At 75.4% G+C, this 15,561-nt stretch carries 10 protein-coding genes; 5 read left to right on the top strand and 5 right to left on the bottom strand.

Going from position 1 to position 15,561, the window contains the following annotated elements:
- Positions 1–10 precede the first annotated feature (10 nt).
- From AB0C33_RS08830 to AB0C33_RS08820, 3 genes are read left to right on the top strand one after another with little or no spacing between them, the layout of a single operon-like run.
- Positions 11–1,210, top strand: coding sequence for a hypothetical protein (locus AB0C33_RS08830; protein ID WP_358285113.1), 1,200 nt, complete (start codon positions 11–13; stop codon positions 1,208–1,210).
- Positions 1,207–2,535 (top strand): hypothetical protein, encoded by a 1,329-nt coding sequence (locus AB0C33_RS08825; protein WP_358285110.1) that lies wholly within the window; start codon positions 1,207–1,209, stop codon positions 2,533–2,535. The genes AB0C33_RS08830 and AB0C33_RS08825 overlap by 4 nt, the downstream gene beginning before the upstream one ends.
- A 44-nt stretch (positions 2,536–2,579) precedes the next feature.
- Positions 2,580–5,627 carry a chromosome partitioning protein ParA gene (locus AB0C33_RS08820; protein ID WP_358285108.1) on the top strand — a complete coding sequence of 1,016 codons (3,048 nt, stop codon included), beginning with the start codon at positions 2,580–2,582 and terminating at the stop codon, positions 5,625–5,627.
- A gap of 19 nt (positions 5,628–5,646) precedes the next feature.
- Here AB0C33_RS08820 and AB0C33_RS08815 read toward each other — a convergent pair whose 3' ends face one another.
- Complete coding sequence (locus AB0C33_RS08815) at positions 5,647–6,963, bottom strand: FAD-dependent oxidoreductase (protein ID WP_358285106.1); 1,317 nt, start codon at positions 6,961–6,963, stop codon at positions 5,647–5,649.
- A gap of 74 nt (positions 6,964–7,037) precedes the next feature.
- Positions 7,038–8,327 (bottom strand): MFS transporter, encoded by a 1,290-nt coding sequence (locus AB0C33_RS08810; RefSeq protein ID WP_358285104.1) that lies wholly within the window; start codon positions 8,325–8,327, stop codon positions 7,038–7,040.
- Positions 8,328–8,456: 129 nt separating this feature from the next.
- Here AB0C33_RS08810 and AB0C33_RS08805 point away from each other — a divergent pair, with 129 nt between their 5' ends.
- Positions 8,457–9,083: an HAD family hydrolase gene (locus AB0C33_RS08805; RefSeq protein ID WP_358285978.1), complete on the top strand. Its 627-nt coding sequence runs from the start codon at positions 8,457–8,459 to the stop codon at positions 9,081–9,083.
- A 433-nt stretch (positions 9,084–9,516) separates the two neighbouring features.
- Here AB0C33_RS08805 and AB0C33_RS08800 read toward each other — a convergent pair whose 3' ends face one another.
- The gene (locus AB0C33_RS08800; RefSeq protein WP_352357102.1) at positions 9,517–9,711 is read right to left on the bottom strand and encodes a hypothetical protein; all 195 of its coding nucleotides are present in this window, start codon (positions 9,709–9,711) and stop codon (positions 9,517–9,519) included.
- A gap of 75 nt (positions 9,712–9,786) precedes the next feature.
- Here AB0C33_RS08800 and AB0C33_RS08795 point away from each other — a divergent pair, with 75 nt between their 5' ends.
- Complete coding sequence (locus tag AB0C33_RS08795; protein WP_358285102.1) at positions 9,787–10,836, top strand: LacI family DNA-binding transcriptional regulator; 1,050 nt, start codon at positions 9,787–9,789, stop codon at positions 10,834–10,836.
- A 28-nt stretch (positions 10,837–10,864) separates the two neighbouring features.
- Here the strand turns inward: AB0C33_RS08795 and AB0C33_RS08790 are convergent, their stop codons facing one another.
- A complete protein-coding gene (locus AB0C33_RS08790; protein WP_358285099.1) occupies positions 10,865–14,434 on the bottom strand; it encodes an AAA family ATPase in 3,570 nt (1,189 codons plus the stop codon).
- Positions 14,435–15,544, bottom strand: a complete 1,110-nt coding sequence (locus tag AB0C33_RS08785; RefSeq protein ID WP_358285097.1) for an exonuclease SbcCD subunit D — start codon at positions 15,542–15,544, stop codon at positions 14,435–14,437.
- Between the last annotated feature and the right edge of the window lie 17 nt (positions 15,545–15,561).

Below are 15,561 nucleotides of genomic sequence, written 5' to 3'. Positions count from 1 at the left end.
CTTAGTGCGCGTGTCCGAACAGCCCCTGACCCTCGACGCCGCCCTCTCCGAGGAGGCGGTGCTGTCGACCTACCGCCGCATGTTCGCCGCGCTGGCCCGCGACAGCGGCGCGGTGGTCGACGACCCCGCCCTGGTCGACATCGCCGAGACGCTGTTCGCGGCGTTCGCCGAGGCGGGCGAGGAGTGGCTGACGCACGAGCAGATGCGCTTCGCCTGCCGGGCCTACCCCAGCGACCAGTTCGACAACCGGCTGCGGGTGCTCAAGGGGCTCGGCGCGATCCGCGAGGTGTTCCCCAAACCCAACCAGCTCCGCTACCGCGCCTCGTTCACCAGCGTCGTCGGCCTGATGTTCATCCGCCGCATGATGGACGACGGCGGCCAGTCCGAGATGCACCGCCTGCTCGCCCTGGAGGACCTCAACGTCGCCGACCCCCGCACCACCGGCGAGGAGGCCCGGCAGAGCGCGGTCAACCTGGCGCGCGCGTTCCGGCTCTGGGCCCTGGAGCTGATCACGCTGACCACGGGCACCATCGAGGAGCTGCGCGAGCAGGCCCCCAAGCTCTGGGGCACCGAGGAGATCGCCCGGCGCGCCCAGGGCCTGCACGGCACGATCCTGACCCGCTGGCCCGAGCTCGACCGGGTCTGCACCGACCTGCGCGCGTCCATCTACTCCTACAGCGACGCCTCGCGCCGCGCCGCCGGCCGCCTGGCCGACTCGGCGGGCACGACCCGCAACCTGACGCTGCTGCCCACCGAGACGTGGCGCACGTTCGCCCAGACCGCCTCCAAGGAGCGGCTGGCCTCGGTGCTCGACGGGTTCGTCTTCGACGCGCCCGCGCCGTGGCACGATCCGGCCGCCGTCGCGCGGGCGGTCGACGAGGCGCCGCGGCCGGCTCCCGTCCAGCCCACTCCCCCGCGTTCGGCGCTGCCCGACCCCGGGCCCGAGGGCTCGCTCGACTCCTCGCCGGGGGCCGCCGTCGAGCGGCTCACGCAGGTGGCCGAGTCGCTGCTCGGCGCCGCCTCCCGGGTCGCGCTGGCCGACGTGATCGGCTCCGACTGGCCCGCCGCCCGCCGCCTGCTCGCCGACCTGACCACCGCCGACCTGCGCCCCGAGCTCCCCTACCGGCTCACCTGGTCCGACGGCCTGACCGTCGACCCCGACGGCGAGCCCGCCTGGCTGTCCCACGGCTACCTGGAGCGCACCTCATGACGTCCACCGGTTCTCCGGCCTCCGAGCGCGGCCGGTCCGCCGGTCAGGCGCTCGCCCACGCGCGGGCGCGCTCCGGCGGGCCGCTGCGGCTGGGGGCGGGCGTGCCCGCGCCCGCCGGGATGACCCGTCTCACCCGGCCCGACTCCACCGGGCACGCGCTGCCGGTGTGGCCCGACGGGGTGACACCGTCGCTGCTGGAGGAGTACCAGATCGCCGCCGTCCCGGTGGAGCGGGCCGGCGAGACGCGGCGGGTGCTGGCGGCCACGCTCAAGTGCTGCTGGAACGATCTCTCCGTCGATCCGTGGCCCGGCGACCCGGCGCCCGTCGAGCTGGTGCTCGACACCTACCGGGCGCTGATCGGGCGTACCGACGACCTCATGCGCAACTGGGCGCGCGGCGCGCTGCGGCGGCTGCACGACTCGGCGTGGATCGTCCTCGACGACGGGGTGGTGACGCTCGGGCCGCGCTGCGCGCTGTGGCCGGCGGAGTCGCACGCCCAGTTGCAGGAGCTGGTCCGCCGCCTGCCCGAGCCCGAGCGGCCGGAGCTCACGGTGGTGGGCGACGCCGACATCGTGGCCGCGGCCGTCCTGCCGCTGCCCGGCGCGGGCGGGCGGGCCGAGCTCGGCGTGTCCGAGTTCGACGACCTGCTGGGCGCCTACGACGAGCGGCGGCGGGCCGAGCTGGTGGCCGCGTACATGGTGGTCGAGCACGCCGCCGAGCCGGTCGCCGAGGGCCGCTTCGCCGCGCTGCGCGACCCGGCGCTGCGCCACACGCTGGGCGAGATGCTGGCCCGCCGCGGCCGCGTCCTCATCCAGCTGCGCGAACGCTGGACCTCGGGCTACGACGACACCCACACGGCCGCCCTGGCCCAGCCCCCGTCCCCCGCCCCCGAGCCGGAGGCGGCCCTGGAGGCTGCGGGCGCGGCGGCGGATCGCCCGCCGGCGGGCGCGGCGGGCGCGGGGCTCGGCGTGAGCGAGCGGGCGGTGCTGACGCTGGTGCTGGTCCACTCTGTCGCGATCCCCCGGGCCGAGGGCCTGCTGCCGGAGGACTCCTGGCTGTCGCCGCACCCCACCCCGGTCGAGGAGCTGCGCCGCCACACCCAGGTCCCGATCGGCGAGCTGGAGTCGGCGCTGCGCACGCTGCGCCACGCCGGCCTGCTGGCCCAGGTGAAGGCCGGCGAGGAGGCAGGCGGCTACGTCCCCGGCCCGCAGTTCCACCGGCTCACGCCGGCGGCCCGGCGGCGGCTGCAGGAGGAGCTGATCCTCGCCGCCGGCCCGCACACGCCGCTCGCGGCGGCCGTACGCGCCCGCAGGTCGGCGCAGTGAACGTCATGACAGATGGAAGGGTTACGGGGGTTCGGGTGTCGCAGATGGAGAACGTCGTCGGAGACCGGGTGCTGATCGCCGTGCAGGCGGTCAACATCTCACGGCTCTCGACCCATCCGGTGCCCACGGTCCCCGGCACGCTCATCGTCGTCGCGGGCGCGGGCCCCAAAGACTCCAACGGCGCGGGCAAGTCGTCGTTCATCGCCTCGATCACGGCGCTGCTCGGCGACGAGCAGTGGCGCTTCGCCTCGGGCGCCAAGGCGGTCTCCGAGCTGCTCTTCAACGCCGAGCTGGCCAGCGGCGCGGGCGCCCGCCAGTGGGCGAGCGCCGACCACGGCTACATCGTGGGCGTCTTCGGCCCGCCCGGCATGGACTCCTTCGCCCCGCCGCCGGCCCCGCCCGAGCCGGTCGCCGCGCCCGACCTCACCCTGACCGAGGCGGGCGAGGAGGGCGAGCAGGACAGCGGGGAGCTGTTCGAGGTGCCCGACACCTCGGGCGGCGCGATCACCGTGTGGCTCAAGGTCAACCAGGAGGCTCCGCACCTGGAGATCCGCTGGCGGGAGGGCGTCCATCTGGCCGCCTCGCCGTCCGAGGCCGAGCGGGTGGCGCGGGCCGACGAGATCTGGGCGTCGCTGCCGAGGTCGGCGGGCAAGCGCGACGTCGTGGCCCGCGACCTGACCAAGGTGCTCTACGGCGACCGGGTCAGGTGCGTGTCGTTCCTGTCCACGTCCGTGCGCAGCAAGGTCGCCACCAACCTGCTCTCCCAGCCGCTCAACGAGATCTCCCCCGAGCGCGTCTTCGAGGCCATCGCGGCGCTCACCGGCCTCGACGCCGAGCTGGAGCAGGAGCGCGAGGCCCGGCGCGACGAGCACGCCAAGCGGGTTCGGGCGGCGCAGGCGGCCGACCGGCTGGCCGAGTTCGAGGTGGAGTCCAAGGCGCTGCTCGGCACGTTCGACCGCCGCGACCAGGCCCGGGTGCGCCTGGCCGAGGCGTTGCGCTGCTGGCGCGGCAGGCAGGCGCGCAAGCTCGCCGACGCCGCCGCCAAGGACGAGCTGCTGGCCGCCGACCTCGGCCGCCACCGCGCCGCGGGCGAGTCGGCGGCCGAGGAGATCGCGCTGGTCAAGGCCGAGATCGCCACGCTGCGCGAGGACACGCTCGACCGCCAGGTGTCCCAGGCCCGCAAGGAGCTGGCCGCCCTGCAGGCCCGTACCACCAAGCTCGACGCCGACCGCGCGGTGGCCGAGAACTCCGCCGACGAGCTGCGCGCCGCGATCCCGGCGCTGGAGGAGACCCGCAGGTTCGCCGACGGGCGTGACGTGCCCGCCGCCGAGGCCGAGCTGCGGCAGGCCGGGCTCCGGCTCAACGAGGCGCTCAAGGCGCTCGGCGTCGCCGACCAGGAGGTGTCCTCGGCGCGGGCGGCGCTCGACGACGCCGAGGGCGGCCCGGCCGCGGCCCAGCTCGACGCGCTGTCGGCGGCGGGTGTCGGGGCGACCGGCCTGCTCGACGCCCTTGACGTGGCCGAGCAGGCCCGCGACGCCGCCCTTCCCGGCGCCCGCCTGCGCGGCTGGCCGCACGAGCACGCCGTCATCGTCGACGCCGCGCGGCTCGGCGAGGCGGCGCAGGCCCTGGCCGGGCTGCCCGGGTCCGTGCTGGTCAGCGCGGCCGGGGTGAGCGTGGTGGGGGCGTTCGACGGGGTGGCGACCGGGCGGGAGGCCCGCATCAAGGCCGCCGGCCAGCGGCTCAACCGCGCCGAAGACGCCCAGGAGAGCGCCGCGGAGGTGGTGCGCGAGGCCGAGGAGGCCGTCGCCGAGGCGCAGCGCCGGCTGGAGGGCGCGCGGGCCGGGGTGCGGCTGGCGGAGCTGGAGGCCAGGCTGGCCGAGCGGCGCGACCGGCTCGTCGGGCTCAACGCGGCGATCGAGGAGCTGGCGCCGAAGGTCGCCGAGGCCGAGCGGCAGGCGGGCGCGCTCGACTTCCGGGCCCGTACCCGCGACATGGAGATCGAACGGCTCGACGGGCGGCGGCAGCGGCACGAGAGCGAGCGGGCGCAGGCCCGCGAGCAGGAGGCCAAGGTCACCGCCGAACGCGAGGCGCTGCGGCTCGACGCGCTGGCCGCCGACTGGGGCGGCACGGTGGAGACCGCCCGCGAGTGGATCGCGGCGCTGCCGGAGGAGGAGCGTCCGCGCGCGGCCGAGGAGTGGTGGCGCGTCGCCGAACGCCACTTCGACCAGGCGCTGCGCGACACCTTCCCCGAGGAGGACGCCGAGATCCCGGAGGAGCTGGCGTTCCTGCTGTCGGAGCGGGGCGGCAGCACGGCGCGCGAGCAGGCGACGTTCGCGGCGGTGTGCGGATCGCTGGCCTCCTACCTGCGCGGCCAGGAGGAGTACGAGAAGCACCAGCGGCGGCAGATCGAGGCGCAGGTCGTCACCCGGCAGCGCGACCTGGCGGCGGCGGCCCGGGGCGCGGAGGAGGCGGCGCAGTCCACGGCCGTCCACCGGGCGGCGCTGACGGCGGCGATCAAGGCGAGGCTGACGCGGGTGGCCGAGGAGTTCGAGAAGCTCGACACCTCCTACGGCGGCTACGGCGCGACGCTGGAGTTCCCGGTGCCGCCCGCGCCCGCCGACCCCGAGCAGCGCTGGCAGTGGCGGGTGACGCCGAAGTGGCGGCGGGGCGAGGGGCAGGGGTTCGTGCCGTACAACCGGCGGGCCAACACCGCGCTCATGGACGAGAAGGCCGTCAAGCTGGTGTGCGCGGCGGCCATCGCGTCCTCCGGCGGCGGCCATCTGTGCCTGGTGCTCGACGAGCTCGGCCGCAACCTGGGCAAGGAGCACCGCAGGGAGGCGGTCGCGCTGTTCCGGCGGATCGGCGAGACGTACGGCATCACGGTGATCGGCGCGCTCCAGGACGACATGGAGCCGTACGCGATCGACGCCTGCGGCCAGTACGTCAAGCTGCGGCGGTCGTCGGACGCGATGCCGTACAACGAGCCGCCGGTGATCGTCGGCCACGACCAGCACGCCGAGCGGGTGCGCGCGCTGGCCGCGTACGTCGACCGGGGCCAGCCGGTCAGCCAGCCGGTCGAGCAGCCGGTGTAGCGGGCGCGGGGAGGGCGGGTCAGGCGGCGCGGCCGAGGTCGTCGGCCGCCAGCGCCCGGCGGAAGTCCTCCCCCGCGTGCTCGACGGCCGTGAGCTGCACCGCTTCCCGCCGGAACACCATCGACAGCCCCCAGTCCGCCAGCACCCGCGCCTTGTGGTTGAAGGTCGGCACCCAAGCCAGGTGGTACGCCCGGTGCGCCAGCCACCCCAGGAACCCGGTCAGCCGGATCGCGTGCACCTGGGCCACGCCCTGGTGGTGGCCGAGCCCGGCCACCGACCCCAGGTACGCGTGCCGGTACGCCTTCAGCCGTCCACCCCTGACGTGGGCCGCCAGGTTGCGGGCGAGCAGCTTGGCCTGGCGCACCGCGTGCTGGGCGTTGGGCGCGGTGAACCGGCCCGGACGGGTCAGGTCGGGCACCGCCGCGCCGTCGCCGGCCGTGAACGCGTCCGCCAGCCCGGCCACCGTCAGGTATTCGGTGGCCCGCAGCCGTCCGGCCTCGTCCACGGGCAGCCCGCTGTCGGCGGCGAGCGGGCTGGGCCGGCCGCCGGCCGCCCACACCAGCGTCCCTGCCTCCAGCGACGTGCCGTACGACAGCCGGGCCACGCCGCCCTCGGCCGAGTTCAGCCGGGTCTCCAGCCGCACGTCCACGCCGCGGGCGCGCAGCGCGTCCACGGTCCAGCGGCCGAGGCCGGGATGGAGTTCGGGCAGGATGCCGCCGGTCGCCTCGACCAGGGTCCAGCTCAGGTCGGCGGGCTGGATCCCGTCGTGGTAGCGCAGGGCCTCGTCGGCCAGCCCCTGCATCTCGGCCAGCGCCTCGACGCCCGAGAACCCGCCGCCGACCACCACGAACGTCAGCGCCCTGCGCCGTACCAGCGGGTCGTCGGTCGAGGCGGCCGCGGCGAGCTGGGCCAGGACGTGGTTGCGCAGGTGCACGGCCTCGCCGAGGCTCTTGAACCCGACCGCGTGCTCGGCCAGCCCCGGGATGGGCAGCGCGCGGGTGATCGACCCGGCCGCCATCACGAGGATGTCGTACGTGAGCGTCCTGGCCGGCCCCTGGACCGGCTGGAACCGCGCGGTGCGGGCCTCGTGGTCGACCCGGGTGACGTGGCCGGTGAGCACGCGCGCGCCCTTGAGCACCCGGTTGAGCGGGGCGACGACGTGGCGGGGCTCGATCGTCCCGCCGACCGCTTCGGCCAGGAACGGCTGGTACGTCATGTACCCCCGCGGGTCGACCACGGTGACCGTCACCTCGCCCGACCGGATCAGCCGCCGCAGCCCGCGGGCCGCGTACATCCCGACATATCCACCGCCGACGATCAGAATGTGCTTGCTCATCGTCCGCTCCTCCTCATCAGGTTCTTCACCAGGAGGACGGGACAGCCCCGGCGGATGTGACAGGAGAAGCCGGTTCATCGCAGGGAGATGTCGCCGGTCTCCGGCAGGGCGAGCAGGCAGAGCAGGCTGAGCAGGGCCATCGCCGAGACGTAGAGGCCGACGCCCATGACGCCGATGCCGCTGGTCTGCAGGCTGGTGGCGACCAGCGGCGGCACCGCCCCGCCCAGCACGCCGCCGAGGCTGTAGGCGACCGAGGCGCCGCTGTAGCGGAACTCCGTCCTGAACAACTCGGGCAGGTACGCCCCCATCGGCCCGAAGATCAGCCCCATCAGCCCGAGCGCGCCGGCCAGCGCCACCCCGGCCAGGACGACCGACCCGGTCTCCATCAGCGGGAACATCACCAGCCCCCACGCGACGGCGACGGCCGTGCCGGTGAGCAGGGTGCGGCGGCGGCCCAGCCGGTCGCTGACCACCGCCGAGACGACCGTGCCCGCCGCCATGAACAGCACGCCGACCATGGTCAGGGTCAGCATGGTGGTCTTCGGGATGCCGAGGGTGGCGGTGCCGTAGGACAGGCAGTAGGTGGTGGCGGTGTAGAAGAGCGTGTAGGCGACGGTCATCGCCCCGGCGGCGAGCAGCACCCGCCGCCACTGGTGGCGCATCAGCCCGGCGAACGGCACCTTGGCGATGCGGCGCTGGTCGAGGGCGGCCCGGAAGACCGGCGTCTCGGAGATCCGCAGCCGCACGTACAGGCCGACGACCACGAGGAGCAGGCTGGCCACGAACGGCAGCCGCCAGCCCCAGCCGCCGAACTGCTCGTCGGTCAGCGTCTCGCCGAGGATCAGGAACAGCCCGTTGGCCACGATGAACCCGGCCGCGGGGCCGAGCTGGGGGAACATCGCGTACAGGCCGCGCCTGCCGGGCGGGGCGTGCTCGGTGGCCAGCAGCGCCGCGCCGCCCCACTCGCCGCCGAGGCCGATGCCCTGGGTGAAGCGCAGCAGCACCAGCAGCACGGGCGCGGCCACGCCGATGGCCGCGTACCCCGGCAGCAGCCCGATCGCCACCGTGGACAGGCCCATCACCAGCAGCGAGACGACCAGCATCGACTTGCGCCCGACGCGGTCGCCCCAGTGACCGAACACCGCCGACCCGAGCGGACGCGAGACGAACGCCACCGCGAACGTCGAGAACGCGGCCAGCCGGCCGGCCACGGGGTCCATGCCGGGGAAGAACGCGGTGTTGAGCACCAGCGCGGCGGCGGTCCCGTAGATGTAGAAGTCGTAGAACTCGATCGCGGTGCCGATGAGGCTGGCCATGGCGATCCTGGTCGTGCTGGGCGCCGAGACCCGGGGGGAAGTCTTCACTTCATGTCTCACTATCCGGACTGACATCTTGTCAAGCGGTACAACGACGCTACCACCTGCGCAATGTCACACAGCCGCCCGATAGATTCGTCGGCAAACGTCGCCTTTTGAGAGGACCGCACCTTGGCCGTGGAACTGGTCATCTTCGACTGTGACGGGGTACTCGTCGACAGCGAGCGCATCTCGGTGCGCGTGGGCACCGCCGCCCTGCGCCGCCTGGGCTGGACGATCGACGAGAGCGAGTACGCCGAGCGCTTCGTCGGCTGCAGCAACGAGTACTGGGACGAGCAGGTCGGCGAGACGCCCCCGGGCTGGCACGACCAGATCACCCAGGAGTACCTGGCCGCGATGGAGGCCGAGCTGCGCGCCATCGAGGGCATCGAGTCCGCCCTCGACCGCCTGGACATCCCCTACTGCGTGGCCTCCAACGGCCGGCACGCCAACGTCCGTAACAGCCTGGAGCTCACCGGTCTGGCTCGGCGTTTCGACGGCCGCGTCTTCAGCGCCGAGGACGTCGCCCGCGGCAAGCCCGCCCCCGACCTGTTCCTGCACGCCGCGGCGACGATGGGGGCCGCGCCGGAGGAGTGCGTGGTGATCGAGGACAGCCCGTTCGGGGTGCGGGCGGCGATGAGCGCGGGGATGCGCTGCCTGGCGTTCGCGGGCGGCCTGACGCCCCCCTCGCGACTGTCCGGCCTCGGCGCCACCCTCTTCCACGACCCCACCACAATCCCCGACCTGATAGCCACCCTCCCCTGACCCCGACACCCGCCCCTCAACCTGCCACCCGGCCCTGCCCATGCCCCCCGGACCAGTCCCGCCCCTTACGCCGCCCTGACCGACTGCTCCCCTCCCGCCGGCCCAGAGGGACGCACCCCCTCCTAAACCCGGAGGAATGCACCGCCCCTCCTGACGCGCCCACCCGACCCTCTGCCTCGTTACGCCCCCACCCATCCCCCCTCAACGCCCCCACCGGACTCCCCCAACCTGATGCCCCACCTCCCCGTCGGAGGCAGGGGGCGGGCAGCCGGGTCCAGGCAATGGAGGCGGGCGAGGAAACAGGGGCTGCCGGGTCTCACGAGGACCGGTCACACCTCGCCGCACCGGCCGAACGGTCCAGCCCGAACGGCCGGGGCGCGTCCAATCTGGGCGACCGGCAGGGGGACGTCGGGGCACGCGAGAAGGGGACCGGTCACAGCTCGCCGTAGCGGGTGGGTGGGCAGGTGGGGTCGAGGCGGTCGGCGGTGCGGCGTAGGGAGTGTGCGAGCCGCGCCCGTACGGCGACCCGCTCCGGATCCCGCCTGCGCGGCGCCCCCGGCAGGGCCGCGTCGAGCGAGTCGCGGAACCCCATCGCCGTCCGGTGCGCGAGAACCTGCATGGCATCCATGTCTCTCCTCCTTAATCAATTAAGACCTTAATCAATTAAGAACGCACCGGCAAGGCCGTTCGATACGGTTGGACGATGGCAAGGGTCACCCTGCAGACGATCGCCGACAGGCTCGGCGTGTCCCGCGCCACCGTGTCGTACGCCTTCTCCCGGCCCGACCAGCTCAGCGACGGGCTGCGGCGGCGCATCCTGGAGGTGGCCGACGAGCTCGGCTACGCGGGCCCCAACCCGACGGCGCGCTCGCTCCGGCTCGGCCGCGCCGGCGCGCTCGGCCTGCTGTTCAGCGAGACGCTGGCCTACGCCTTCGCCGACCCGTACGCGCTCGGGTTCTTCCAGGGCCTCGCCACGGCGGCCGAGGAGGCGGGCGTGGGCCTGCTCATCCTGCCGCTGCCGCACGGCGACCGGCGCAGCGACACCGTGCGCGACGCGGTGGTCGATGCGTTCTGCGTGGTCTCGCTGCCCGACGGCCATCCGGCGCTGGCCGAGGTGCTGGCCAGGAAGCTGCCCGTCGTGGTGGTGGACGAGCCGTACGTGCCCGGCCACCCCTTCGTCGGCATCGACGAGCCCGCCGCCGGAGCCGCCGCCGCCGCGCACGTGCTCGGCCTCGGGCACCGGCGGGTCGCGGTGGCGATGGTCGGCCTGCACGACGACGGCCACACCGGCTGGGCCGACCGCGCCCGCCAGGAGGGCGCGGTGTTCGCGGCGATGCGCGCCCGGCGCGGCGGTTACCAGACGGCTTGCGAGCAGGCCGGCCTCGACTGGGACGACGTGCCGTTCTACGAGGTCGCCAGGAACTCGCGGGAGGCGGGCAGGAAGGCCGGCCACGCGCTGCTGCGGCTGGACCCCCGGCCCACGGCGATCCTGACCAACACCGACGTGCTCGCCCTCGGCGTCCTCGACGCCGCCGCCGACCTGGGCCTCGACGTGCCGGGCGAGCTGTCGGTCGTCGGGTTCTCCGACAGCGCGGCGCAGGAGGCGGGGCTCACCACGATCCGGCAGGCCAAGCAGGAGATCGGGGAGGCGGCCGGGCGGCTGCTGCTGTCGGGGGCCGCGGCCCGGCCGGAGCGGCGGCTGTTCCCGTACGAGCTGATCGTGCGGGCCTCGACCGCGCCGCCGCCCAGCTGACCGCCCAGCTGACCGCCGGGCTGACCGCTTAGCTGACCAGGGTCGACCCCCTGCGGGTCTTGCCCACCTTGAGCTGCACGGGGATCCGGGTGCGCAACTCGCCGACATGGCTGACGATGCCGACCGCGCGTCCGCCGTCGCGCAGCCCGTCGAGGATGTCGAGCACGTCGTCGAGGGTGTCCTCGTCGAGGGTGCCGAAGCCCTCGTCCACGAACAGCGTGCCGACCTCCGCGCCGCCCGCCTCCGCCGTGACCACGTCGGCCAGGCCGAGCGCGAGCGCGAGCGAGGTGATGAAGCTCTCGCCGCCCGACAGGGTCGCCGGGTCGCGGTCGACCCCGGTCCAGGCGTCGGCCACCTTCAGGCCCAGGCCGCCGCCGGACCGCGCCCGGGATCCGGCGGTCTTGCGCAGGTCGTGCCGGAGCAGGTAGCGGCCGGACGACATGTGGTCGAGGCGCTCGTTGGCGGCGTCGACCACCTGCCTGAGCCGCTCCCCCAGCACGAACGACGTCAGGCTCATGTTCCACTGGTTGTCGCCGGACGTGCCCGAGGCCAGCGCCGCCATGCGTTCGGCCAGCCGGTGCCGCTCGGCCGCGGGACGCCACCGCTCGATGCGCGCGGCCAGCTCCTCGCGCAGTTCGGCGAGGCGGGCGGCTCTGGCCGCCGCGCGGTCGCGCTCGCTCGCCAGCCGGGTGTGCGCCTCCTCCGCCGCGTCTCTGCCGGCCTCGGCGGCCGCCAGATCGGGCGCGGGCTCGGCGGCCGCGGCGATCAGCTCGGGGTCGGCGAGCAGGGCGGTGACGGCGGCGTGCTGGTCGTCGAGCCGCCGTAGCAGCTCCGCCTTGCCCTCCCGCTCGGCCGGGCTCCGGTACGCCTCCTCGGCCTCCCGCACGTCGGCGAACCCCGCCTCGGCCGCCGCCCGCCCGGCCGCCTCGGCCGCGGCGTCGAGCTCGGCGGCCGCCGCGACCGCCGCCCTGGTGGCCTCCAGCGCCTCGCGCAGCAGCTCGGCCTCGTCGTGGAGCCTGGACAGGCGGGCCGTCAGGGTCGGGTCGCCGCCCCGGGCCGCGTCGAGCCGCGCCCCCAGCCGCCCGGCGTCCGCGCTCAGCTCCTCATGTCTGGTACGGCCGGCCGCCACCCGCGCCGCGATGCGGCGTCCGCGCTCCTCCAGCTCGGCACGTTCGCGGCCGAGCGCGGCCACCTCGGCCGCCAGCCCCGCCTCCTTGGCCGCCACCGCGGCCAGCCGCCGCAACTCCTCCTCGGCCGCGGCCAGCACCCGCCTCCCGTCGACCTCGCCCGGGGTCTCAGGAAGGGCGTCTGCCGTGAGCGGACGCTCGGAGAGAAGGGTCTCGGGGTGCAGGGTCTGGGCGAGACGGGTGTGCAGACGGGTGCGTTCGGCGGTGAGCCGGGTGCGGTGGGCGTGGTGGGCGGCGAGCGCCTCGGCGATCTCCCTGGCCCGGTCGCGGACGTGGTCGCGGTCGCCTTCGAGGCGGTCGAGCGCGTCGGCGAGGGCGGGCTCCCGGTCGGCGACCGACCGCAGCCGGGCCAGCTCCTCCTCGGCCGCGAGCACGTGCCCGGCCGCGGTGTCGGCGGACAGCCCCTCGGTGGCCTCCGAGGCGTCGGCGAGCCGGGACTCGATGGAGGCCAGAGCGCGTTCGGCGGCCTCCCGGTCGGCGGCGGCCGCCTCGTGGGCGGTCTCGGCGGCGTGCTCGTCGTCGGGCGAGGGCGCGCTGGGGGCCGCGGCGGCGGGCACGGGGTGGTGCTCGGAGCCGCAGACCGCGCACGGACGCCCGTCGGTCAGGTCGCGGGCCAGCTCGGCCGCCATGCCGTCGATCCTGGCCTGACGCAGGTCGAGCCAGCGTTCGCGGGTCTCCTGGGCGCGGTCCACCAGCACCTGGTGGGCGGCGGCGGCCGACTCCAGCTCGGCGGCCAGGGCGTCGCGGCGGTGGGCGGCCTCCAGGACGGCACGGGCGGCGTCGAGACGGGCGGCGGCGGCCGGCACGGCCGCCGCCTCGGCGCGCACCTCGGCCAGGGCGGCGCCCGCCGCGGCCAGCCGGGCGGGCAGCTCGGCCTCGGCCGCCGCCACCTCGGCCTCGCGCTGGGCCAGCGCCTCCAGCTCACCGGCCAGTGCGGCGAGCTCCCGGTCGACGTCGATCAGGTCGGCGGCGGCGTCGCGTACGGCCTGGGCCGCCGGGATGCGCGCCGCGGCCACTCGCGCGCCGGCCAGCCTGTTCTCGGCGTCGGCGACCAGGCCGGGCAGGACGGCGAGCCGCGCGGCGGCGGTCTCGTCGGCGCTGACCAGCTCGGCCAGCTCCTGCGCCACCCGCGACAGGTCGCGCCGGACGACCGACAGCCGGGCCTCCTCGGTGAGCAGCTCGGACAGCCGGGCCAGCTCGGCGCGGCGCTCCCGCTCCAGGCCCTCCAGCTCCTCCACCGACGGCTCCGCGGCACTCGCGGGCCCCTCGACGCCTGGCGTGGATCGGCGGGTGAGGAGGGGACGGGCGCGGGCCAGGGCGTCGGCGACCATGGCGCGGGCCTTGGCGGCGGCCTCGGCGCGCTGCCCGGCGGCCGTGATGAGCGGGAGCACGCGGTCGGCGCGGGCGGCGTCGTCGATGACGGCCTGGAGGTCGGCGCGTTCGTCGGCGCGCTCGTCGAGGGTGCGGCGCAGGGTCAGGGCCTCGGCGTGGCGGCGGCGGCGGTCGGCGAGGGCGGCGGCCTGCTCGAAGCGCGACCGCGCCGCGCGTACGGCGTCGCCCGCGGCGGCGTGCCGCTCCTCGCACCGGTGGACGACGGCCCGCGCCGCGTCCAGCAACGCGCCGGCCCATCCGAGCGGATCGTCCGCCGCCGACGGCAACCCCCCGTCGCCGGCACCGCCGTCCGGCGCGGAGGCGAGGACGGGCCCGGCGCCCGCACCGCCGTCCGGCGCGGAGGCGAGGAGGGGCCCGGCGGCCTCCTCCAGGCGTTCGACGGCGAAGGCGACCTCGCGCCCCAGCTCCTGCTCCTCCCGCCCCGTGGCCCGCCGCCGCTCGGCCAGCCACGCCTCGGCCTGGGTGAACACCTTGACGGTGAACAGCCGCTCCAGCAGCCGGGCGCGGTCGTCGCCGTCGGCGCGCAGGAACTTGGCGAAGTCGCCCTGCGGCAACATCACCACCTGGCAGAACTGCTCGGCGTTCATCCCGAGCAGCCCGCCCACCAGGTCGCCCGCCTCGTCGAGCCGGGTCGTGAGCCCCTGCCAGGCGGCCCCGCGGCGCTCCTCGACGACGACCTTGGCCTTCTCCTCGGTGAACCCGGCGCCGCGCAACTTGGGACGCTGCCACGACGGCGACCGCCGGATGCGCAGCGAACGGCCCCGGATCGTGACCTCCAGCGTCACCGAAGGGCCGGCGCCGGCGGGCGCGTGGTCGCAGCGCAGGCTGCGGGCGCTGTTGCGCTGGCCGGGCACGACGCCGTAGAGGGCGAAGCAGAGCGCGTCGAGGATCGTGGTCTTGCCCGCCCCGGTGGGCCCGTGGATGAGGAACAGGCCCGCCTCGGTGAGGGTGTCGAAGTCGACCGTCTCGGTGCCGGGGAAGGACCCGAAGGCCGTGAGGGAGAGCAGGTGCGGCCGCATCTACGCCATCGTCTCCTTCATCCGCGACGCCTCGACCGCCTGTCTCAGCAGCTCTTCCTCCTCGGGCGCGGCGGGCTCGCCGCGCACCTCGCGGACGAAGTCGAGGGCGACCTCGGCCTCGGGCCGCCCGCTGACCCGCACCGGCCCGGCGGCGGGCGCCGCGCCCACCGGGTCGAAGGACAGGGCGAGGGCGTGCGGGAACCGGGCCCGCAGCCGGTCCATGGCCTGCTTGGGCCGGACGGCGTCGGTCAGGGTGATCTGCAGCCAGTGGTCTTCGTAGGCGGCGAAGGCGGGCAGGGTCAGCAGGTCGTCGAGGTCGCCGCGGAGCCGCCCGACCGGCCGGGGCACGGGCGCGGGCACGAACTCCGCGCCCGAGCCGAGCGTGACCAGCCAGCAGCCCTTGACGTGGCCGGTCTCGGAGAAGGAGTAGGCCAGCGGGGAGCCGGAGTAGCGCACGGTCTCGGACATGCGCTGCCGCCCGTGCAGGTGACCGAGCGCGACGTAGTCGACGCCGTCGAAGGCCGACAGGGGAACGTGGGACACGCCGCCCACGCTGATGTCACGCTCGCTGTCGCTGGCCTGGCCACCGGTCACGAAGCAGTGGGCCAGCACGACGGCGGCCCGACGGCGGACGGCGTCGGCCCGGACGCGGCTCATCGCGTGGGAGATCGCGGCGGTGTGGCCGCGGTCGGGCAGCTGCCAGGGGGTGCGCACCAGCTCGGGCTCCAGGTAGGGGATGCCGTAGAAGGCGACGTCGCCGACCAGCACCGGCTCCCACGACTGCGCGGGCTCGGTGCGGACGTGCACCCCCGAGGACTCGAACAGCGCCGACCCGAACCCGAGCCGCAGCGCCGAGTCGTGGTTGCCGCTGATCAGCACCACCCGCGCCCCGGCGGCGCGCAGGCGGGCCAGCGCGTCGGAGAGCAGGGCCACCGCGTCGACCGGCGGCAGGGCGCGGTCGTAGACGTCGCCGGAGACGGCCACGACGTCGACCCGCTCGGCGCGCACCGTCTCGACCAGGTGGTCGACGAACGCGGCCTGCGCCCCGAGCAGGCTCTCCCGATGGAAGGAGCGCCCGAGGTGCCAGTCGGAGGTGTGCAGGATCCGCATGTCGCAGGAAGCTAACA

This window comes from Nonomuraea sp. NPDC048881 (assembly GCF_040649795.1).
Taxonomy (GTDB): domain Bacteria; phylum Actinomycetota; class Actinomycetes; order Streptosporangiales; family Streptosporangiaceae; genus Nonomuraea.
Note: the sequence above shows the minus strand (reverse complement) of the source record. Positions and strands in the feature narration are given on the sequence as shown.